The sequence below is a fragment of the Arenibaculum pallidiluteum genome (assembly GCF_017355985.1).
Classification (GTDB): domain Bacteria; phylum Pseudomonadota; class Alphaproteobacteria; order Azospirillales; family Azospirillaceae; genus Arenibaculum; species Arenibaculum pallidiluteum.
Genome location: NZ_JAFIQU010000002.1, coordinates 36,977 through 58,384, shown reverse-complemented (window position 1 = coordinate 58,384; position 21,408 = coordinate 36,977). Strand labels below are relative to the sequence as shown.

The window sequence follows — 21,408 nt, the reverse complement described above, 5'->3', positions numbered from 1 at the left end:
CGAAAGATGCCTCGCCATTCGGCGGCGCGCTCTGGCATCCTCTCCGAGGATACCTCCATCGAAAGGAAGCTCCCTTGAAGATCCTGGTGACGGGTGGTTCCGGCTTCATCGGCTCGGCCCTGGTCCGGTTCCTCCTGCGCGAGGCCAAGGTCCAGGTGGTGAACGTCGACAAGCTCACCTATGCGGCGAGCCCGGCTGCTCTGGCATCGGTGGAGACGCATCCCGGCTACCGGTTCGAGCGCGTGGACATCTGCGACCGCGCCGGCCTCGACCGGGTCTTCGCCGAGCATCGGCCCGATGCCGTGATGCACCTCGCCGCGGAATCCCATGTCGACCGTTCGATCGATGCGCCGGCGGCCTTCATCGAGACGAACATCGTGGGCACCTACACGCTGCTGGAGACGTCGCTGGCCTATTGGCGCGGGCTCGACCCGGCGCGGCGCGCGGCCTTCCGCTTCCACCACGTCTCGACGGACGAGGTCTACGGCTCGCTGGGGCCCGATGGGCGCTTCACCGAGACGACGGCCTATGCGCCGAATTCGCCCTATTCCGCGAGCAAGGCCAGCTCCGATCACCTCGTCCGGGCATGGCACCACACCTTCGGCCTGCCCACCGTGACGAGCAACTGCTCGAACAACTACGGCCCCTATCAGTTTCCGGAGAAGCTCATCCCGTTGATGACCATCAACGGGTATGAGGGCAAACCCTTGCCGGTCTATGGGCGCGGCGAGAACATACGCGACTGGCTCCACGTGGACGATCACGCGCGGGCGCTGTGGACCGTGCTGACCCGCGGACGTCTGGGCGAGACCTACAACATCGGCGGCGACAGCGAGCGCCGGAACCTCGACGTGGTGCGGACGATCTGCGACGTGCTGGACGCCCTGCGCCCGTCGGCCGGTCCGTCGCGCCGCTCGCAGATCGTCTTCGTCGAGGACCGGCCCGGGCATGACCAGCGCTACGCGATCGATGCCACGAAGATCCAGGACGAGCTCGGCTGGCGGCCCCGCATGACCTTCGAGAGCGGGCTGCTGCAGACGGTCCGCTGGTATCTCGATAACGAGGATTGGTGGCGCGAGATCCGCGGCGAGCGCTACGACGGCGCGCGCCTCGGCGCCGCGCCCGCCGTCGCCGAGCTGGAGCCCGTCTGAGCATGGCCCCCATGCGGATCCTGGTCTTCGGACGCTCGGGGCAGGTCGGGGACGCGCTGGCCGGGTTGAATGGTCCCGGCGTTGCCGTCACCGCGCTGTCGCGGGTCGAGGCCGACCTTGCGGACCCCGAGGTGGTCGCGGCCGCGATCGAGCGGCATCCCGCGGATCTGGTGGTGAACGCAGCGGCCTATACCGCAGTCGACCGCGCCGAGGACGAGCCCGGATTGGCCTTCGCGGTGAACCGGGATGGGCCGCTGTTCCTGGCGCGCGCCTGCGCCCGCGCGGGCCGTCCGCTCGTGCACATCTCCACGGATTACGTCTTCGACGGCAGCAAGCCCATGCCCTATGACGAGGCGGACGCTCCCTGTCCGCTGAACGTCTACGGCGCCAGCAAGCTCGCCGGCGAGATGGCGGTGGCAGGGACGCTGGACAGACACGTGATCCTGCGGACGTCCTGGGTTTTCGCGTCCCATGGCGCGAACTTCGTGAAGACGATGCTGCGCCTGGGCACCCAGCGCCCGGAGCTCGCGATCGTCGCCGACCAGGTCGGCTGCCCCACGCCTGCCACCGATATCGCGCGCGCCGTCCTGCGGGTGGCCATGGCGGTGCGGGATGGCTCCGCCAGGTGGGGAACCTTCCATTTCACGGGACGCGAGGCGACCACCTGGTTCGGCTTCGCCCAGGCCATCTTCACCGAGGCCGAGCGGCGGACCGGCGCTCCCGCCCCGCGGCTCCGTCCGATTTCGACCGCGGAATATCCCGTCCGGGCCCGGCGACCGGCGAATTCCCGCCTGGACTGCAGCCATATCGGCTTAGCCTACGGGATCGCGCCCGCCGACTGGCGGGCGGGGCTGGCCGCGGCCATGGACGTACTCTGCCCCGAGCGGGTGGCGGCATCGTGAAGGGCATCATCCTGGCCGGAGGGGCGGGAACGCGCCTGCACCCGGTCACTCTGGCGGTGTGCAAGCAGCTCCTGCCGGTCTACGACAAGCCGATGATCTACTACCCGCTCTCCGTGCTGATGCTGGCGGGGATCCGGGACATCCTGGTGATCACGACGCCGCAGGATCGCGAGCCGTTCCGCGCGCTCCTGGGCGACGGCAGCCAGTGGGGCATCAGCATCCGCTACGAGGTCCAGCCGCGCCCCGAGGGGCTGGCGCAGGCCTTCGTGATCGGACGCGACTTCATCGCAGGGCAGCCCTGCTGCCTGATCCTCGGCGACAACATTTTCTACGGCCACCAGTTCGAGCTGAAGCTGCGCCGCGCAGCCCAGCTCGACCGTGGCGCGCTGGTCTTTGCCTATCCCGTGCGCGATCCCGAGCGCTACGGCGTCGTCGAGTTCGACGCGCATGGACGCGCGCTCAGCCTCGAGGAGAAGCCTGCGCGGCCACGCTCCAACTACGCCGTGACGGGTCTGTATTTCTATGACGGGCGCGTGGCCGACTACGCGGCCGAGGTCAGGCCGTCGCCCCGCGGCGAACTGGAGATCACGGACGTCAATCGCCGCTATCTCGCGGAAGGGATGCTGGAAGTCGAGCGCCTGGGCCGCGGCTATGCCTGGCTCGATACCGGAACCCATGACAGCCTTCTCGAGGCCGGCCAGTTCGTCCACACCCTTGAGCAGCGGCAGGGCCTCAAGATCGCCTGCATCGAGGAGGTCGCCTTCCGGTCCGGCTTCATCGGCAAGGACGCGCTGGAGAGGCTTGCCCGTCCCTTGCTGAAGACCGAATATGGGCAGTACCTGATGCGGATCGTCCGCGACGAGATCTGACCGCCCACCCGGATCGTCCTTGGTCTCCATAACACCAGCGGCCCTGGCGCGCCGCCTCTGGCTTGGCTGCCCGCCGGGCCTGCGCCGGCGCCTGCTCGGCCTTGCGCTTGACATTGTGGTGCCGCGCGCGGCCGGATCGCCGCCCGGCGACGGGAGCCCCACCGTCGCGGGGCTGCTGCGCAGCCCGACCGGCCTCGGGCGCGGCGCGCGCCTGCAGGGGGAAGCCTTTCGCGCGCTCGGCCGGTGCCCCGAGGCCGCCGACCTGACCGCGCTGTTCCATGACCCCGATCCCGGTCTGCCCGCTCCGCGCTGGACCGCGCGCGAGGCGGGAGCCCCTCCGCCGCGCGGCCCGGTGATCGTGCATCTCAACGCTCCCAACCTGCGCCATGCCCTGGCGGCGCTCGGGCGTCGCCGGATCAGGGGGCGGCGCATCGTCGGCTACTGGGCGTGGGAACTGCCGGTGCTCCCTGCTGCCTGGCTTCCTGCTCTTGTCCATCTGCACGAGGTCTGGACGCCGTCGGCCTTCAGCGCCGCTGCGATCGCCGCGGCGACCGAGAAACCCGTCCGGGTCGTGCCGCATCCGGTCGCCATCGCGCAGCCCGGGCGTGCTGCCCTCGGCCGCGCCGCGTTCGGCCTGCGGGAGCAGGATTTCGTGGCCCTGACGGCCTTTCATCCCGCCTCGGGGATCGAGCGGAAGAATCCCCTGGGAACCATCCGGGCCTTCCGGGAGGCCTTCGGCGGGCGGCCGGGCGCCGTCCTTGTGCTGAAGATCGGGGGCGAAGGTCCGCTGCCGTGGCTGGACGGGGTCCTTGCCCAGGCGGGCGGCGCCGGGCCGGACATCGCGGTGCTGCGCGGCGATCTGCCCGACGCGGAGCTGACGGCCCTGATGGCCTGCTCGGACGTGCTGCTGTCGCTGCACCGCTCGGAGGGCTTCGGGCTCGTGCTGGCGGAGGCGATGCAGCTCGGGATCCCGGTCGTCGCGACGGCCTGGTCCGGCAACCTGGACTTTATGCCGGACGGCAGCGCCGCCCTCGTCGAGCACTGCCTCGTTCCCGTCGCGGATCCCGAGGCGATCTACGGGGACGGCAGCCACTGGGCCGAGCCCGATACCGGTCATGCCGCGGCATGGCTGAGGCGGCTCGCTGCGGATTTCGAGACGCGGCGGCGCCTGGGCGAGGCGGGCAGCGCCGCCATCGCCGAGCGCTGCGGCCTGACCGCCTTCGCCAGGGCGTTGGAGTCGCCGCCGATTGCCAGCGGCGTCCCGGCGGCTCAGAGCCCGGTGTGGATCTCGCATTAGATCCTCAGGATCTTCGACGCGATCGAGCGGAAGCCGAAGGTCCCGATCCGGGGGCGGCGTGCTCATGCCCGGAAACGGGGCTTGCGGGCTATGAAGTTGAAGGCGAAGTCGTTGTTCGCGGCCTCGCGGTAGCCCGCCTGGGAGAGGCGCAGCATCTCGGAGATATGGAGCGGCACGGCGCGCCGGGATTCCTCGAGGATCAGCCAGTAGTCGAGATTGGCCTCGTGGAGCATCTCCAGGAAGGCGACGTATGAGCCGCCCGCCCTCTCGATGGCGTAGGGCCAGAATTCCGAGAAGATCGTGGGCCAGTGGCCGGTCGCGCGACACCAGGGCAGGAGCGAGCCGAAGATAACGGGCTCGAAGCCCTGCGTGTCGATCTTGACGAGGCCGGGCACCAGCGCCCCGGCCCGCAGGAAGCGGTCCAGCGAGCGCACGGCCACCTGCCGGACCTCGCGCACCTCGCCCGTGTCGTAGAGCCGGTGGTCGCCGAGGTTCGTCGGGCTGATGTGAAGCGGGAGAACTCCGTCATCGGCGCCGATCGCCGCCTCGATGACCTGGACGTTGTCGAGCTGGTTCAGCGCCACGTTCTCGCGGAGCAGCGCCGCGTTGACGGGATCCGGCTCGAAGGCGAAGACGCGCCCGGAGGCGCCGACCCGCGCCGCCGCCAGGATCGTGTAGTAGCCGATGTTCGCGCCGATATCGACGACGGTCATGCCCGGCTGGACGGCGTTGCAGAAGGCCAGAGTCTCCTGCGGCTCCCAGTATCCGTGCTGCCGGATGCTCGCCGACACGAAGATGTCGGTCCGGTCGTGCACCCGCATCGCTAGAGACCGGCCGAGGCCCTGGACCTGCAGGGGGATCGGGGCGGAGGTCGTCATTCCTTCGGCAGCCTCGCAGCTCGTTTCATATCCGGTCCGGCCGCCGTCCGGGGCTTCGGCCTCATCCGTGGCCGCGCACGGTCTCGGGCGTGGTCTCGAGATACCAGCGATAGGTCGCCTCGATGCCGGCGCGCAGCTCGGTCCTGGCGGTCCAGCCCATGCGGGCCATGCGCGAGACGTCCATCAGCTTGCGCGGGGTTCCATCCGGCTTGGAGGTGTCGAAGACAAACTCTCCGGTCCAGCCCACCACCTCGGCGATGGTCCGGGCCAGATCCCGGATCGTGACCTCGGAACCGGTCCCGATATTCACGTGCTCCTCCCCCGAGTAGTTGCGGAGCAGGAAGACCAGGCCGTCGGCGAGGTCGTCGACGAACAGGAACTCGCGCAGCGGCGTGCCGGATCCCCAGATCTCGACGGTCGGGGCGCGGGTCTCCCGGGCCGTGTGGATCTTGCGCATCAGCGCCGGCAGGACGTGGCTGCCGGCCAGGTCGAAATTGTCCCCGACGCCGTAGAGGTTGGTCGGCATCGCCGAGATGAAGTCGCAGCCGTACTGGCGGCGATACGCCTGGCACAGCTTGATGCCGGCGATCTTGGCGATGGCGTACCATTCGTTGGTCGGCTCGAGCGGGCCTGTCAGAAGCGCGCTCTCCTGCAGGGGCTGCGGGGCGAGCTTCGGGTAGATGCAGGATGATCCCAGGAACAGCAGCTTGCGCACGCCGGCCCGCCAGGCGGCGTGGATCACGTTCGCCTCGATGGCGAGATTGTCGTAGAGGAACTCGGCGGGATGCCGGTCGTTGGCGAGGATCCCGCCGACACGCGCCGCGGCCAGCACGATCGCGTCCGGGCGGTGCGCGTCCATCCACGCTTCGACATCGGCCTGCCGGCGCAGGTCGACCGCTTGGCGGTCCGCGGTCAGGATCTCGCAATGCTCCCGCGCAAGGCGGCGGACGAGGGCCGAACCGACCATGCCGCGGTGGCCGGCGACCCAGACACGCCGGCCCCGGAGGTCGAAGGTTTCGGCAGCGGTGGACATAAAGGTCTCCATACAGAACTTGGTTCTGTTCTTAGGGGCGTGCTCGCGGAAGGGCAAGCGCCAGACCTGCCGATGCGTTGTGTCCGATTTTTGTACCCGAAACGCCCTGGAAGGGGCCCGGGCGGGCGGTTATGGTGCGCAGTCGCGCGTCCGGGTGGTGTTTCGGGTGCGTCGGCGGGGTTTGAAGGGAAACAGGACGTGTCGAAGACAGCGCTGATTACGGGCATCACGGGACAGGACGGTGCGTATCTTGCGGAGCTCCTTCTGGGGAAGGGCTACACGGTGCACGGGGTGAAGCGGCGCTCGTCGTCGTTCAACACGGGCCGTGTCGAGCACCTGTACCGGGACCCGCACGAGGCCGGCGTGCGCTTCCTGATGCATTACGGCGACCTGACGGACGCGACCAACCTGATCCGCCTGGTCCAGGAGACCCAGCCCGACGAGATCTACAACCTCGCGGCCCAGAGCCACGTGCAGGTCAGCTTCGAGACGCCGGAATACACCGCCAATGCCGACGGGCTCGGGACGCTGCGCCTGCTCGAGGCGATCCGGATCCTGAAGCGCGAGGACAAGACCCGGTTCTACCAGGCCTCGACCTCGGAGCTCTATGGCAAGGTGCAGGAGACGCCGCAGCGCGAGACGACACCGTTCTACCCGCGCAGCCCCTATGCCGCAGCGAAGCTGTATGCCTACTGGATCACGGTGAACTACCGCGAGGCCTACGGGATGCATGCCTCCAACGGCATCCTGTTCAACCACGAGGGGCCGACGCGCGGCGAGACCTTCGTGACGCGCAAGATCACGCGGGCGGTGGCGGCGATCCATCACGGGCTTCAGGAGACCTTGTTCCTGGGCAACCTGGACGCCAAGCGCGACTGGGGCCATGCGCGGGACTATGTCGAGGGCATGTGGCGGATGCTGCAGCAGCCGCAGCCGGACGACTATGTCCTGGCGACGGGCGAGACGCACAGCGTGCGCGAGTTCGTCGAGCTCGCCTTCGCGGAGACCGGGCGGCGCATCGTGTGGCAGGGCGAGGGTGTCGAGGAGACCGGGGTGGACGCGGCGACGGGGGCGGTGCGGGTGCGCATCGACCCGCGCTACTTCCGCCCGACCGAGGTCGACCTTCTGCTGGGCGACCCGAGCAAGGCTCGCGACAGGCTGGGCTGGACGCACAGCACGTCCTTCCGCGATCTCGTCGCGGAGATGGTGCGCAGCGACCTGCACGTCATGGATCCCAAGGGCAACGGCATCGATCCCGTCGCCTCGCCCTTCGCAAGAGCCCTTACCGGGGCCGATTGAGGGCGCTGTCCGGGACGCGATGCGCCCGGATTGATCGGCATGCAGGGCAAGCAGCTTCTGCTGGCCCTGCACCAGCTTGCGGCGCTGAGAAGGTCACGGATGGGCTCTTCGCGGGCATGGTGCGCGAGCAGCCGGTTCCCTGCCGCCTACTTGCCTCGGCTGCCCGGACCCATGGGCGACATGAACATCGCCTGTGCCATAGTTGAGTTCCGCTCCACCGCCAATCCCTGGGCGGTGCTGAGGTCGCGCAGGGCTTGGCGCGTGCAATCGGCATGACGGTGCGCTGCCGTCCCGGCCGTTAGCAAGCCATTAATCCCAGGCCATCCAAGCTGCGATTGCGTTCCGCGGTTGCGCTTCCCTGCGCCCGCTCCCGTATTCATGGCATCATCGTGGCACAGAGCACGATCCTTCCCCTGGTCTCGGTATCCGCCGCCAACGCGTTCGATTCCCGTTACCTGGTCAGCCCAGGCACGGGCTACGACGGCGTCGGGATGGTCACCTTCGGCGGGATCTACGGAAGCGGGGCGCTGCTGTCGACAGGCCAGCACGTGCTCACCGCGGCCCATGTGGCGGAGCATTGGACCGGCAGCAACGCGTACGTGATCTTCAACATGAGCTCGGGAAGCCACCTGATCGGCATCAACACGGTGCGGATCAATCCCGGCTGGGACACCTCCCGGCTGATCAACGACATCGCGATCGTGGAGCTGGCGGCGCCGGCCCCAACCGGCGCCGAGCGCTACGAGATCCATCGCGGGACGGACGAAGTCGGCCAGACGGTCAGGCGGGTGGGCTACGGGGTGCCCGGCACCGGCGCCAACGGCCGCGTCACCTCAGGGACGGGAGCTCCGACGAAGCGGCAGGGGCTGAACCGGTACGATGCGCTCGGGTCGATCTTCGTCGGCGACGGCGATCCTGCGGGGACGCAGCTCGCCTACGACTTCGACGACGGCACGGTGGAGCGGGATGCCTTCGGCCACTACTACGGCCTATCCAACCTCGGCCTCGGACTTGGCGAGGTGTCGGCGACCAGCGGCGATTCCGGGGGTCCCGTCTTCATCGGGAACAGAATCGCCGGGATCACCTCCTACGGCATGACCTATTGGGGGCCGACCGACGCGGTCGCCGGCATCAACTTCTCGTTCGGCGAGTTCGGTGTCGACACGCGAATCTCGTCCTTCGCTGGGTGGATCGACAGCACGCTGGCCATCCCCGTGGGCAGCGGCTCGGGCGGCGGGACAGGCGGGTCCTCCAGCGCGCCGGGCAGTCCCTTCCGTGGCATCGGAGGCGACTTCGACGGCAACGGCCTCACCGACGTGCTGTTCCGCCGCGAGGACGCAGCACTCGTCCTGTGGCGGGTCGGATCGAACGGCACCTACGCAGAATCCGTGGTCAGCACCCTGCGGGATCCCCGCTGGCAGGTTGCTGGTACTGCCGACCTCACGGGCGACGGCAGGGCCGACATCCTGTTCCAGCGCAGCGACGGAACAATTGCGCTGTGGACGATGAACGGGGCCGCAGTCGAGGCCACGAAGGTGATTGGGACCCTGCGGGACCCCTTCTGGACCATCCGTGGGACAGCCGATCTCGACGGCGACCGCCGTCCCGACCTGATCATGCAGAACCCCAATGGCGGGCTCGCCGCCTGGATCATGGACGGCGCCGGCTCGGTCCGCCAGTACGCGTCGCTCGGGCAGCTTCGCGACCTGCAATGGCAGCTTGTCTCGGCCGCCGATGCCGATGGCGATGCGCGCGCGGACCTCGTGTTCCGGCATGGGAATGGAAGCGTCGCCGTGTGGCGGATGGCCGGAACCTCCGTTCTCGTCAGCAGCGTCGTCGGCACGGGGGTCCCGGAGAGCTGGCGCCTCGCGGCGGTCGGCGACACCAACGGCGACGGGCGTGCGGACCTCGTTTGGCAGCGCCCGGACTACGGGGTGGTCCGATGGGCGCTGAACGGCACCGGCGCGGTCGGGGCAGGCGTGATCCGCGACGCAGATCCCTCGGGTGCCGAGGTCGTCGGTATCGGCGACTATAACCTTGACGGCGCCATGGACCTGCTCGCCGAGGATTCGGTCGGCGCGTTCGGTTGGTGGGACGTTCGCGGGGGCTCGGTCGTCGCCAACGATTTCCGGGCCACCACCGCGGCCACGGCCGCGGCGCTGGCCGATGCGCCGGCGCTGCCCGATGGCGGAAACCGCCTGACCGTCTCGGGCATCGACCGCCTGCGGGGAGGGGCCGGCTTCGACGAGATCGCGATCGGCGCCGACGTGCCGCGGATCGTCGTCGAGAACGTCGAGGCCCTGATCGGCTCGGCCGGGGACGATATCGTGGACGTCGTCGGCGGAGGGTCCGTGATCACGGGCGGCGGCGGTGCCGACGTGATCACGCTGTGGTCCGGGGCGGCCGCCGACCGGATCGTCTTCCGCGACCTCGGCGAGGGTGGGGACGCGGTTCTCGGCTTCCGGTCCGGGATGGACGCGGTGGTCCTCGACCGACTTCCCGGCCTCGCCGGCGCCGGCCCCGTCAAGAACGTCGAGCTGAGGTCCGAGGGTGGCGTTGCCGCCTTCCAGACCGCCATGGCAGGAATTACAGGTGGTGGCGCGGGGGTGTGGATCGCCTTCGACGGGTCGGACAGCCACCTGCTGGCCGGTGCGCCCGGCCAGGAGGCCGTCCGGCTCGCCCGGTTCGAGCGGACCACGGTGCGGCCGGAGGACATCGTCCTCGTCTGATCGGGGACGCTGCCTTCCGCTGGCGCTCGGCGTCAGGCCTGCCTAGATTGCCCCACCGATGCAGCAGGACGTCCCGTGTCAAAGGTCCTGACCCTTCTCCACGGCGTCTGGCGCCGACTGCCGCGTGAACCCCGGCGCCGGATCGCCGCCGGGATCCCGGCGATCCTCGCCGCGCGCCCAAGCCGGCCGGCGCCGGCGCCGCACCCGGGCCAGCCCGTCACCGTCGCCGGGCTGCTGCGCGCGGCGAACGGGCTGGGCGAGGGGGCCCGGCTGATGATGGATGCCATGGGCGCGCTGGGGCGCGAGGTTCGTCATCTCGACGTCAGCGCTGCGTTCCGCACCCGCGACATGGTCGACCTGCCGCTCGGGCCGGAAGGCCGGCCCGGAGACGACGGTCCCCTGATCGTGCATGTCAACGCGCCGCACATGCCCTATGCGCTGATGCGGCTGGGCCGCAGGCACATCACCGGGCGCCGCGTCATCGGCTACTGGGCGTGGGAGCTGCCCGAGGTGCCGCCGACCTGGAGGGCCGGGCTTCCCTTCGTCCACGAGGTCTGGGCTCCCAGCCGCTTCACGGCCGAGGCGCTCGGCCGCGGCCTCGGGATTCCCGTGCATGTGGTCCCGCATCCCGTCGGCTACCGGCCTCCTGTTCCGGCGCCGCTGGACCGTGCCGCTTTCGGGCTTCCCGCCGACGCGCTGGTCGTCCTCACGGTCTTCAACCTTGCCTCGGGCTTCACCCGCAAGAACCCGCTAGGCGCCCTGCGCGCATTCAAGACCGCCTTCGGCGATGATCCCCGGCGCATCCTGGTACTCAAGCTCGTGAATGCCGACCACGCGCCGGAGCTTTATCGTGCGCTCCGTGATGCGATCGGCGGGGCCCCAAACGTGCGCGTCCTGGAGCAGCGCCAGGACGCCGCAACGCTCGCGGCTCTGATGGCCTGCGCCGACATCGTGCTGTCCCTGCACAGGGCTGAAGGATTCGGCCTGGTCCCTGCAGAGGCCATGCTGCTGGGAAAGCCGGTCGTCGCCACGGCATGGTCCGGCAATCTTGACTTCATGACGCCGGAGACGGCGGCGCTGGTGGATTTCCGGCTGGTGCCCGCGACCGATCCGCAGGGCACCTACGAGCTCGGCCGGACGCTCTGGGCCGACCCCTACACGGGCGCCGCCGCGGCCTGGCTCCGGCGGCTGGCCGAGGATGCCGGCCTGCGCACGCGCATGGGCGGCTTGGCGGCCGCCACACTGCGCCAGCGGCTCGGGCTCGAGGCGTACCGGCGCGTCGTCGAACCGCTGATCGGCTAGGCGCAGGCCCGCTGCGCCCACGGTTCCTTGGCGGCGAGCTTTGAGGCCGGTGGGAGCCGTGCTAGCCTTGTTGCGGGGCCGATTTGCAAGATCCCGCCGAGCCCAGCAACGGAGCGTCGTTTGCAGTACAGGTCGAACCCTCTTGAGGAGCTCGGGATAAAGCACGGCGCCACGAAGCAGGCGCACAACTATCTCCAGCATTACTGGACGCATCTGCGCGATCTCAGGGAGGAGGTCCGCTCCGTGCTCGAGATCGGCGTCCAGACCGGGGCCTCCCTGCGCATGTGGGAGGAGTTCTTTCCGAACGCGCTGATCCACGGAATCGATATAGACCCGGACTGCAAGCGCCACGAAAAAGGGCGCGTCCTCGTCCATATCGGCGACCAGAACGACGACGAGTTCCTGGCGAGCGTCCTCCATCGCGGCCCCTTCGACCTGGTGGTCGACGACGGCAGCCATCTTCCGCACCACCAGATCAAGGCCTTCGAAACGTTCTTCCCTCAACTCTCGCAGCACGGCATCTTCGTGATGGAGGATACCGGCGGCGTAGTGTCCGACTTCAATAACGTCGTCATCAACGCCCTGCGCAACCTCACGGATCACGTGAACTACTGGCCTCCCGGCTTCCCCTGCGCCGAATGGCCACATCTTGCCAGCTTCTCCGGGGACGTACCCTGGATCACCAGGAACGTCGTGGGCGTGGCTTTCTATCGCTGGCTCGTCTTCGTGTTCCGCGGCGACAATCCCGGCGACAACCCGAACCTCGTCCCGAAGCCTGCGCCGGTCGCATAGTGGGGTACAAACGAGGTGCGGAGTGGCGCACGCAGGGCGGGCGCCGCCTATCGCCGCGCACGGATTGCGGCGCATCCCGGGCGACCCGGCAATGGACAGGCGAGGGGCGAGCGGCTACGGTGCGGCCTTGTTCGCGTCGCGCCGGGGCGCATCAAAAGGGCGGTGGTTGAGTGTTCTCTGACACCCTGTTCAGAGATGGTCAGGAGGTGTCCCAGCTAGGCGAGCGGAGGTTGAACCTTCTCGTCTGGTGCTGGGGCCGGCGCGGCGGATCCGTCAGGCTGACCCATGATCTCGTGAAGTCGCTGCGCGCCAGGGACGACGTCGATCTCTCTGTCTCCCTCTCGCGACAGTCCGAGCTGTTCTACGAGACCTCTGAGCTCGGCCTGCCCGGATTCCATGTGGATACGTACACGGGGATCGGCTCGGCCCTGGTGAACAGCCTGAGGTTGCCGATCCTCCGTGCGCGCATGGCGCGGCTGGTCCGCGAACGGAATATCCATGTCGTGCTCTGCGTGATGCGCCATCCCTGGAGCAGCGTGGTGTTCCCGGCCTTCCGCGAGGCCGGCGCGCGGGTCCTGATGGAGCTCCACGACGCCGAGCCGCATCCCGGCGAGAGCTATCCGTTCTGGCAGCAGCACCTTGCCATGGACTTGGCCGCGACGGACGGCCTGGTCGTGCTCTCCGAGCATGTGCGCCGCGCGGCGCTGGCGACGCACAACTATCCCGCCGACCGGATCTGGACCGTCCCCCATGCCGGCTTCGTCTTCGACCCGCCCGCACGGCGCGAGAGCCCGCGGAGCCTGCCGACCGACCGTCCGCCGCGGCTTCTCTTCTTCGGCCGTCTCCTCGAATACAAGGGCCTCGACCTGCTGGCCAAGGCCTACAGGCTCCTGCGAGGGCGGCGAGAGGTCGAGCTGCGAATCGTCGGCACCGGCCGGTCCGCACTGGTCGGCGGGCTGCACGGCAAGCCGGGCGTGACGCTTGATCTGCGCTGGATCCCCGAGCGCGAGATCGGGCCGATCCTGAACGAGGCCGACCTGATCGTCGCGCCCTACCGCGAGGCGAGCCAGTCGGGCGTGATCCCGGCAGCCTATTCGCTGGGCCTCCCTGTCGTGGCGATGCCGGTCGGAGGGCTTGTCGAGCAGGTCGAGCATGGCCGCACAGGGCTGATCGCCGGCCAGACCAACGCCGAGAGCTTCGCTGCGACGGTCGAGATGCTGCTCGACAATCCGGGGCTCTACCGGACCTGCTCGGAAGGGGCATTGAACGCCAGCCGGACGACGCTGGACGCCGACCGCGTCGCAGGCCGCCTCTGCGACATCGCCCGCCAGGTCGCGGCGATTCCGCCACGCTGAGGCGCAGTCCGGGCCTCCTTTGCGCGCCGCCCGTGTGGATCGGCGCGCGGTGTGGTATCCTGCCGCCGACGCAATCTGTCGGGAACCTCCCATGACCGCGGAAGGGGCCGGGGCGCTCCGGTCGAACGTCGCCCACTGGCGGGCGCTTCAGGACGCCGACTATTTCGAGAATCATCAGTGCTATGGCGGCCTGAAGGCCTTCGGCCGGGACGCCACTGACACGCTGGCGCGCTTTCTGTCCCTGCGGCCCGACATGCAGGTCGCGGTGGTCGGGTGCGGTTATGGCCGCGACACGCTCCAGATCGCTCCGCAGGTCGCGCATGTCTACGGCATCGACGTCAGCGCCAGGATCCTGACGAAGGCTCACCGTTTCCTCGAGGAGCATGGCGTCCGCAACTTCACGCCGGTCCTCGCCGAGCTCTGGCGCGACGGGATTCCCGACGGCATCGACCTCGTCTTCTCGATCGTCGTGATGCAGCACCTGACGCGGGACCTCGTGCGCGACTACTTCGCTGGCTTCGCGCGCAAGCTGGCCCCCGGGGGATCGATGGTGATCCAGTTCCTGGAGAGCCGGGGTTACGGGCAGCAGGATGCGGAGCTCGCGACCTACGAGCCCTCCGTCAACTGGACGTGCTGGGACATCATGGATCTAGCCGAGGCCGTGGGCCTGCAGGCCGAGATCCGGACCGATCGGGTGGCCGAGACGGCGCTCTGGCACTGGGGCCATTTCCGGCGTCCCGCCTGACCCCGGGGGTCCGTTCAGGACAGGCCGAGGAGGGCCGGCATGCCGAACCGCGTCGTCGTGTGGGCGGACTGCGACCTGTCCGGCGGGGGAGGCACCTATCTGCGCAGCCTGGCGCGCTGGCTCGAGGCGCGCGGGACTGCGGCGCGCTTTGCTCACATCGAGGAATGGGACCTTCGGCTGGACGATCCCGACGCGGTGCGCTTCGCGGGGCATGTCCGGATCCCGTTGCCCGAGGGGATCCAGCCGCCGATCCTCGCCCAGGCATTCTCCGTCCGCCCGGCGCTGGAGTTCCTCGAGGCGGAGCGGCCGGACCTCGTGGTCTTCAGCAACAACTGCGCCGTCTCGAACCTGGGCGCCCGCCGTGCGGCGCGCTATGCCGGGTGCCGCTGGATCACGGTCGAGCACAATTGCGCCCCCGACCTCGTGGGGGCGGTCCCGGGTGTGCTGGTCGAAGACTTCATCACCCTGAACGCTGCATCTGCCGGCTCGGTCTGCGTGTCCCACTACAATGCCGGGCTCCTGGCGGACGTCTTCTCCGTGCCGCGCGAGAGGATCCGCGTGGTCTGGAATCCCGTGCGGGCGGACTTCTTCCGGCCGCCCGATGACGCCGCCGCCGCCGCGACCCGGGCGCGCCTGGGCGTCGCCCCGGGCCAGCTCCACTGCATGACCATGGGCCATGTCGTCGACTACAAGGCGCCCGATCTCCTGGTGCGCCTGGTCGAGCACCATGCGTCCGCGCTGCGGAGCCTGGGATGCCGCTTCACCTGGGCCGGCGACGGCGCCATGCTGGCGGACATGCGCAGCCGCGTCGCAGAAGCCGGCATTGGCGACCTGTTGAACTTCGCCGGCTGGGATCCGCATCCCCAAATGCTGCTGGATTCCGCCGACGTCCTGATCCACCTGTCCAGGAACGAGGGATTCGGCCTGGCGCCGGCCGAGGCCATGGCCAAGGGCAGACCGGTGATCGCCAGCCGCGTCGGCGGCCTTCCCGAGGTGCTGGGGGACACTGGATTCCTGATCGATCTCGACAGCTTCGAGATGGTGCCCCAGTTCATCGACGCCCTGTCCATCCTGGCCGACCCTGTACAGCGCGTCGAACACGGCGCGGCCGCCCGACTGCGGGCCGAAGGCTGCTTCTCGGAGCGACGCTTCGCAGAGGACATGGAACGCGTCTTCGCCATGGCCGAACTGACCTGATCGACCGTCTGCGCGGCCGTCTCCAGGAATGCGGCGGCACGTTACTTCGAGTCTGCAATATTCCCAGGAAGAGAGCCCTTGAGCGGCCGCGCCGAACCCGTGGTTTAAGGACTTATAAACCCTTATCCCGCACATCCTTGTGACCGGCGCTGGCCGTTCGGCAACCTGCCGCGGGGCGCCGCGCCGCTTGCGGCGCCTCAGGGACATCGGAGTCGGTCGGGCGTGCGGATCCTCGTCGTCGGTGCAGCCGGGATGCTCGGCCACAAGGTCGTCCAGCGGCTCGTCCGCACGCATTCCGTGGCCGCCGTCCTGCGCCGCCTGCCTCCCGGCGCGGCGCCCTTCCTCGATGGGGCCGAGATCTTCGCCGGCGTGGACGTGCGGGACGAGCCGGCCCTGGAAGCGGCGATGGATGCCTTCGCGCCCGAGGTCGTCGTCAATGCGGTGGGCGTGATCAAGCAGCTCCAGGTCGACACGGCCACGCAGATTGCGGTGAACGCGCTTTTCCCGCATCGGCTGGCGGCGCTCTGCGGCCGGCGCGGCGCACGTCTCGTGTCCTTCTCCACCGACTGCGTCTTCAGCGGCAGGCGTGGAGGCTACCGCGAGACCGATACCGCCGACGCCGAGGACGTCTACGGGCGCACGAAATGGCTCGGCGAGGTCGGCGGGCCGGGATGCATCACGCTGCGCACCTCGCTGATCGGACGCTGCCCCTGGTCGCCGGTCGGCCTTGTCGAGTGGTTCCTCGCGCAGCGCGGTCCCGTGAAGGGCTACCGGCGCGCGGTCTTCTCGGGGCTGACGACGGCGGTCGCCGCCGAGGTCGTCGAGCGGGTCGTGCGCGACCATCCCGCGCTTGAAGGCGTCTGGCAGGTCGCCAGCGCGCCGATCGCCAAGCTCGACCTGCTGCAGCTGCTGGCTCAGGCGTTCGGATCGGCCATCGCGATCGAGTCCGACGACGGCGTGGCGATCGACCGGAGCCTGGACGGATCCCGGTTCCTCGAGGCCACGGGGATCGCCATCCCGGCCTGGCCGGACATGGTCCGCGAACTTGCCGCCGACGATGCGGCCTACGAACGAAGCTGAGAACGGAACCGAAGATGGCCTTCCTCGACAACAAGCGGGTTCTTGTCACCGGCGGGACCGGGTCCCTCGGCAAGGTCCTGCTTAAGCGGCTGCTGGGCGGGTCGGCCGGCCGGCCCGCGCGCATCACGATCTTCTCGCGCGACGAGGCCAAGCAGCACGCGCTGCGTACGCGCTACGCCCGGCAGGCGGTGGCCACCGACGATATCGTCTACCGGAACTTCGACGACATCGTACGGTTCCGGATCGGCGACGTCCGGGACTTCGCATCCGTTGCCGCGGCCGTCCGCGACGCCGACGTGATCTTCAACGCGGCGGCGCTCAAGCAGGTGCCGACCTGCGAGTACTTCCCGCACGAGGCCGTGCTGACCAATGTCGGCGGCCCCCACAACATCGTCCGCGCGATCCGGGAGCTCGACGCTCCGGTCCAGGTCGTCGTCGGCATCTCCACCGACAAGGCGGTCGAGCCCGTCAACGTGATGGGCATGACCAAGGCGATCCAGGAGCGCGTCTTCGCCGGCGCGAACCTCGATTGTCCCGACACCCGCTTCGTCCTGGTGCGCTACGGCAACGTGCTGGCCTCGCGCGGGTCGGTGATCCCGCTGTTCCACGAGCAGATCCGCAAGGGCGGGCCCGTCACCATCACCGATCCCGGAATGACCCGGTTCCTGCTGACCCTGGAGGACGCCGTGGACACCGTCCTGGCGGCGGTCGAGCACGGGGCACGTGGCGAGACCTTCATCCCTCGGGTACCCGGGGCGCTCATCACGGATGTCGCCAGGGTTCTGGTGGGTGATCGGCCCGTGGCAACCAAGGTCGTCGGCATCCGCCCCGGCGAGAAGCTGCACGAGGTGCTGGTCTCCCAGGAAGAGGCTGCGCGCACGCGGGCGCGCCATGGCTACTATGTGATCGGCCCGCTGCTGCCAGACCTGCGCAGCGCTGCCGACGCCGCCGAGCCGGGTATCGGCCGGTTCTGCTCCAGCGACGATCTCCTGGACCTGGCCGGGGTGCGCGACTTGCTGGCGCGCAACCGCCTGCTGATCGGTGACGTCGCCGAAGACGAGGACGAGCTGCTGCGATGAAGGTCGTCACTGTCCTCGGGACACGCCCGGAGATCATCCGCCTGTCGCGGGTGATCGCACGGCTGGACGGGCTGTGCGAGCACAGGGTCGTCTTCACCGGCCAGAACTTTGATCCCGCGCTGAGCGATGTGTTCTTCGCGGATCTCGGCGTCCGCGCGCCCGATGTCAGCCTCGGCATCCGGGGCGACACGGCGGGCGAGCGGATCGGCGCGATCCTGGCGGGCTGCGAGGCCGTCTTCGCGGCCGAGCGTCCGGACCGGCTGCTGGTGCTCGGCGACACGGACAGCGCGCTCTGCGCCTTCATGGCCAAGCGCATGGGCATTCCGGTCCTGCACATGGAGGCCGGCAACCGCTGCTACGACGACCGGGTGCCGGAGGAGGTCAACCGCCGGCTGATCGACCATGCCAGCGACGTGCTGATGCCGTACACCGAGCGCAGCCGGCAGAACCTGCTGGACGAAAGCATCCCGGGGCGCAGGATCTTCGTCACGGGCAATCCCATCCACGAGGTGATCGAGCACCACGCGGCCGCCACCGCGCAGTCGGACGCGCTCGCCCGGCTCGGGGTGGAGCCCGGTGGCTACGTGCTCGTGACCTTCCACCGGGCCGAGAACGTGGACGACCCCGTGCGGCTCGCCTCGCTTCTCGGCGGTCTCCGGGCCGTCGCGGCCAGGCTCGCGCTGCCGGTGATCTGCAGCACCCATCCGCGCACCCGCGCCAAGGCCGAGGCCGCGGGCATCGCCCTCGACGGGCCGGGCCTGCGCTTCCTGCCCCCATTGCGCTTCTTCGACTTCGTGCATCTGGAACGCCACGCGAAGCTCGTGATGTCCGACAGCGGCACGGTGCAGGAGGAATGCGCGATCTTCGGCGTCCCCCAGGTCACGCTGCGCGACACGACCGAGCGGCCGGAGATCCGCGAGTTCGGCGGATCCATCCTCTCGGGCGTCGAGGCCGGCGCCATCGAGCAGGCCGCCGTCGCGGCGCTGGCGCTCGGGGCCAGCCCCAGCGTGCCGCCGGAATACCTTCGGCCCGACGTGTCCTCGATCGTCGCCCGTCTTGTCCTGTCCAGCGATCTCTGACGAGCGGAGCCACGCCGTGCCGACCGCGCCGACCTTCTCGATCCTCGTCCCAACCTACAACCAAGCGCATTTCCTCGCGGAATCGCTCGGTAGTCTGCTCGCCCAATCGGACCCGGACTGGGAGGCGGTGATCGTCGACGACGGATCGACGGACGCGACGCCCCAGGAGCTCGCCTCCTGGTCCGCGCGCGACCCGCGGTTCCGCGTCTTCCGGAAGGAGAACGGCGGCACGGCCTCGGCCCTGAACCGCGGCCTCGAGGAGGCGCGCGGCACCTGGATCCTCTGGCTCTCCTCCGACGACCTGTTCGAGCACGACCGCCTGGAAGTCGTCCGGAACGCGATCCGGTCCGAACCCGAGGCGCGCTTCTTCCACGGCGATTACGGCGTCCTGGACGGCGATACCCTGGAGTGGCGCCGCAACGTCAGCGACTTCAGCCAGGGGCGCGCGCCGGCGCCGCCCTGGCAGACCATTGCCTTCTGCGGGTTCAACTACGTGAACGGGATCACGATCGCGATCCATCGCGACGTGTTCGCGCGGCTGGGCCGATTCGATCTTCGCTACCCCTGGGGGCAGGACTTTGCATTCTGGCTGCACGCCAGCCGCACGGAGCGCCTCCATTTCATCGACCGGTCCACCGTCTTCACGCGGACCTACGCCACCCAGGCGACGACGAGCTTCCCCGAGCGCGGCATCTTCGACAGCGCGCGGGCCTGCGCCGACCTGCTGAACAGGAACCGGCTGGCCGACCTGCTGCCGGACCTCGACTGGAACGATCCCGTGCAGGCTTGCGCCGCAATCGAGGTCTGCACCCGGATCCTGATCGACGGTGGGGCGATCCTCGTCCAGGCTGGTCTGGGCCGGCTGCTCTTCGAGCGGCTGGTCGAGGCGGTCGGAGCGGTGGTCGCGCCGCAGGCGGCCGAAGAGCTGCGCGCGCGTCTTTACCTCATGCGCGGGCAGAGCCCGGCGCCCGTGGTCGGCGAGCTCTGGGGCGTCCTGCAGGGCGCCGTCGGCAGCAGCTTCGCCTATGCGCCGACGGCCCCGCTGGACGAGATGCGGCGTCATGCGGCACGGCTGCGCGACTCCGGGGCGGATGCCCAGGCGGCCAAGTTCGACAACTATTTCAAGTGGCTGGAGTCCAAGGCCTCGGCCGGGGTTCTCGGCGCCGGGTTCGAGCCCGCGCCGGCATTCTGATTTGTATGGGGCGCTCCGCGCAGGCGGACGGCCTCGATCGACGAATCCTGACGGGCGAGGTGACGCGATGGGGACGAGCGACAGCGACACCTCCGGGCCCATTCCCGACATGCCTGGCGCCGTGGAGCAGGCCCGGGCCGCGGATCCTGCGGTCTGGGAGAGCATGGGCATGACCGCCCTGTGGGACGGGCAGGTGGCGGCCGCGAGGGACTGCTTCCAGCATGCCGTCCGGCTCGGCGGACCGGCCTCGTCCTGGGTCCAGCTCGGCCGGGCCTGCCGGATGCTGAGGGACGTCGCCGGCGCCGAGCAGGCCTTCCGCGGGGCTGTCGCCCGCGATCCCACGAACACCGACTCCTGGACCAACCTGGCGAGCCTGCTCGCCGCCCAGGGCCGGATCGGGGAAGCGGTCCAGGTCCTGTGGCAGGGGCGCGAGCAGGGGCGGCCAGATCCGTGGCTCGTCTACTTCCTCGGCGGCGCCTTCGCCGCGGGCGGAGCGCTGGAGGAGGCGGGCCGCGTCTTCGCCTTCGACATCGAGCTGCCGATCTCGGCGACGCTGTCCATCAGTACGCGCGTCCTCCGCTTCGGGAAGGCCTACGAGGAAGTCATGGCCTCAGTCCGGGAGGCCGACGTTCTTCCGGGGCTTCCGTCGGTCCGGCCCGATCCCCATGCCGACCTGCTCTGCCTCCTGTGCTGCGATGGTGTCTATGCCGAGCGATTCCTTGCGGCTTCGGTGAACGCGTATTTCGAGAACGCCGGCGACGCAGCGGCCGTGCATGCGCATGTCGTCAACCCGACGGCCGGCTCGCAGGCCCTGCTGGCGCGCCTTTCGGCCCGTCACGGCGCGCGCCTGACCTGGAGCGAAGAGAGCGTCGACCTGCAGGGCGTCAGCGATCAGGCGCGCCGCACCTTCTTCGCCTGCCGGCGCTTCTTCGTTCTGCCGGACCTGGCCGCGGCCTTTCCCGGCCGCGCCATCCTCTGCGCCGATGTGGACCAGCTCGCGGTGAAGCCGATCCGGCCGCTCCTGGAGGGCGAGGACTGGGACGTCGCACTGATCCACGACCCGCTGAACGCCATCAATCTCTGCTCGTTCTTCTCGGCGTCGGTGGTGCTGGTGCGTCCCGGGCCTGGCGCCGAGGCCTATTTCCGGTCGGTTCGCCGCTACCTCTGGCATCTCCTGCACTGCGAACCCTCGGCCTACTGGCATCTCGACCAGGCGGCGCTCGCGTGCGTGTTCCTGAACGGCCGGGGCGGGCCCGGCGGCGTCCGGATGCGCTTTCTTCCCGTGGAGGTCATGCAGTCCGCGCCCGTCGAGCTCGACGGCGAGATCGGGGACGCGGTGTTCTGGTCGATCACCGGTTCGGTCCCCGAGAACGAGGCGAAGACCAGGACGGACCGCTTCCTGAGATACAGCGAGTTCTAGGACGGCCCG

18 protein-coding genes are annotated in these 21,408 nt (G+C 69.4%); 16 read left to right on the top strand and 2 right to left on the bottom strand.

All coding sequences use genetic code 11. The features are described from left to right. Positions 1-74: 74 nt before the first annotated feature. The 4 genes from rfbB to JUB13_RS04375 are packed head-to-tail and all read left to right on the top strand — an operon-like array spanning position 75 to position 4,219. Entirely contained in the window at positions 75-1,151 is a 1,077-nt protein-coding gene (gene rfbB / locus JUB13_RS04390; RefSeq protein ID WP_236024740.1) for a dTDP-glucose 4,6-dehydratase, read from the top strand. Between the two features lie 2 nt (positions 1,152-1,153). Continuing rightward, complete coding sequence (gene rfbD / locus JUB13_RS04385; protein WP_207477504.1) at positions 1,154-2,053, top strand: dTDP-4-dehydrorhamnose reductase; 900 nt, start codon at positions 1,154-1,156, stop codon at positions 2,051-2,053. Continuing rightward, positions 2,050-2,922 (top strand): glucose-1-phosphate thymidylyltransferase RfbA, encoded by an 873-nt coding sequence (gene rfbA, locus JUB13_RS04380; RefSeq protein WP_207477503.1) that lies wholly within the window; start codon positions 2,050-2,052, stop codon positions 2,920-2,922. The genes rfbD and rfbA overlap by 4 nt, the downstream gene beginning before the upstream one ends. Before the next feature lie 19 nt (positions 2,923-2,941). Further along, entirely contained in the window at positions 2,942-4,219 is a 1,278-nt protein-coding gene (locus JUB13_RS04375) for a glycosyltransferase family 4 protein (RefSeq protein ID WP_207477502.1), read from the top strand. 62 nt (positions 4,220-4,281) lie between these two features. Here the strand turns inward: JUB13_RS04375 and JUB13_RS04370 are convergent, their stop codons facing one another. Next, positions 4,282-5,097: an FkbM family methyltransferase gene (locus JUB13_RS04370; protein ID WP_207477501.1), complete on the bottom strand. Its 816-nt coding sequence runs from the start codon at positions 5,095-5,097 to the stop codon at positions 4,282-4,284. Between the two features lie 61 nt (positions 5,098-5,158). Next, positions 5,159-6,130: a GDP-L-fucose synthase gene (fcl, locus tag JUB13_RS04365; protein ID WP_207477500.1), complete on the bottom strand. Its 972-nt coding sequence runs from the start codon at positions 6,128-6,130 to the stop codon at positions 5,159-5,161. Between the two features lie 198 nt (positions 6,131-6,328). Here fcl and gmd point away from each other — a divergent pair, with 198 nt between their 5' ends. From gmd to JUB13_RS04305, 12 genes are all read left to right on the top strand, one after another. After that, positions 6,329-7,429 (top strand): GDP-mannose 4,6-dehydratase, encoded by a 1,101-nt coding sequence (gmd, locus tag JUB13_RS04360; protein WP_328702863.1) that lies wholly within the window; start codon positions 6,329-6,331, stop codon positions 7,427-7,429. A gap of 389 nt (positions 7,430-7,818) precedes the next feature. Next, complete coding sequence (locus JUB13_RS04355) at positions 7,819-10,158, top strand: FG-GAP-like repeat-containing protein (RefSeq protein WP_207477498.1); 2,340 nt, start codon at positions 7,819-7,821, stop codon at positions 10,156-10,158. Positions 10,159-10,233: 75 nt separating this feature from the next. Further along, a complete protein-coding gene (locus tag JUB13_RS04350; protein WP_207477497.1) occupies positions 10,234-11,460 on the top strand; it encodes a glycosyltransferase family 4 protein in 1,227 nt (408 codons plus the stop codon). Positions 11,461-11,580: 120 nt separating this feature from the next. After that, positions 11,581-12,252 (top strand): class I SAM-dependent methyltransferase, encoded by a 672-nt coding sequence (locus JUB13_RS04345; RefSeq protein ID WP_207477496.1) that lies wholly within the window; start codon positions 11,581-11,583, stop codon positions 12,250-12,252. A 230-nt stretch (positions 12,253-12,482) separates the two neighbouring features. Then, positions 12,483-13,607 carry a glycosyltransferase family 4 protein gene (locus tag JUB13_RS04340; RefSeq protein WP_207477495.1) on the top strand — a complete coding sequence of 375 codons (1,125 nt, stop codon included), beginning with the start codon at positions 12,483-12,485 and terminating at the stop codon, positions 13,605-13,607. Positions 13,608-13,698: 91 nt separating this feature from the next. After that, positions 13,699-14,352: an SAM-dependent methyltransferase gene (locus tag JUB13_RS04335; protein WP_207477494.1), complete on the top strand. Its 654-nt coding sequence runs from the start codon at positions 13,699-13,701 to the stop codon at positions 14,350-14,352. 39 nt (positions 14,353-14,391) lie between these two features. Beyond that, positions 14,392-15,549 (top strand): glycosyltransferase family 4 protein, encoded by a 1,158-nt coding sequence (locus JUB13_RS04330; RefSeq protein WP_207477493.1) that lies wholly within the window; start codon positions 14,392-14,394, stop codon positions 15,547-15,549. 222 nt (positions 15,550-15,771) lie between these two features. Then, positions 15,772-16,629 carry a sugar nucleotide-binding protein gene (locus tag JUB13_RS04325; RefSeq protein WP_207477492.1) on the top strand — a complete coding sequence of 286 codons (858 nt, stop codon included), beginning with the start codon at positions 15,772-15,774 and terminating at the stop codon, positions 16,627-16,629. Between the two features lie 14 nt (positions 16,630-16,643). Beyond that, on the top strand, positions 16,644-17,708 hold the full coding sequence (locus tag JUB13_RS04320; RefSeq protein ID WP_207477491.1) for a polysaccharide biosynthesis protein: 1,065 nt from the start codon (positions 16,644-16,646) through the stop codon (positions 17,706-17,708). Further along, positions 17,705-18,787: a non-hydrolyzing UDP-N-acetylglucosamine 2-epimerase gene (gene wecB / locus JUB13_RS04315; protein ID WP_207477490.1), complete on the top strand. Its 1,083-nt coding sequence runs from the start codon at positions 17,705-17,707 to the stop codon at positions 18,785-18,787. The genes JUB13_RS04320 and wecB overlap by 4 nt, the downstream gene beginning before the upstream one ends. 16 nt (positions 18,788-18,803) lie before the next feature. Then, positions 18,804-19,979, top strand: coding sequence for a glycosyltransferase family 2 protein (locus tag JUB13_RS04310; protein ID WP_207477489.1), 1,176 nt, complete (start codon positions 18,804-18,806; stop codon positions 19,977-19,979). 67 nt (positions 19,980-20,046) lie between these two features. After that, the gene (locus JUB13_RS04305) at positions 20,047-21,399 is read left to right on the top strand and encodes a tetratricopeptide repeat protein (RefSeq protein WP_207477488.1); all 1,353 of its coding nucleotides are present in this window, start codon (positions 20,047-20,049) and stop codon (positions 21,397-21,399) included. Positions 21,400-21,408: the final 9 nt, after the last annotated feature.

Coding starts and splice junctions, on each gene's coding strand:
- rfbD (WP_207477504.1), top strand. CDS start 1,154: ATGGCCCCCATGCGGATCCTGGTCTTCGGACGCTCGGGGCAGGTCGGG.
- JUB13_RS04370 (WP_207477501.1), bottom strand. CDS start 5,097: ATGACGACCTCCGCCCCGATCCCCCTGCAGGTCCAGGGCCTCGGCCGG.
- fcl (WP_207477500.1), bottom strand. CDS start 6,130: ATGTCCACCGCTGCCGAAACCTTCGACCTCCGGGGCCGGCGTGTCTGG.
- JUB13_RS04335 (WP_207477494.1), top strand. CDS start 13,699: ATGACCGCGGAAGGGGCCGGGGCGCTCCGGTCGAACGTCGCCCACTGG.
- JUB13_RS04330 (WP_207477493.1), top strand. CDS start 14,392: ATGCCGAACCGCGTCGTCGTGTGGGCGGACTGCGACCTGTCCGGCGGG.
- JUB13_RS04320 (WP_207477491.1), top strand. CDS start 16,644: ATGGCCTTCCTCGACAACAAGCGGGTTCTTGTCACCGGCGGGACCGGG.
- wecB (WP_207477490.1), top strand. CDS start 17,705: ATGAAGGTCGTCACTGTCCTCGGGACACGCCCGGAGATCATCCGCCTG.
- JUB13_RS04305 (WP_207477488.1), top strand. CDS start 20,047: ATGGGGACGAGCGACAGCGACACCTCCGGGCCCATTCCCGACATGCCT.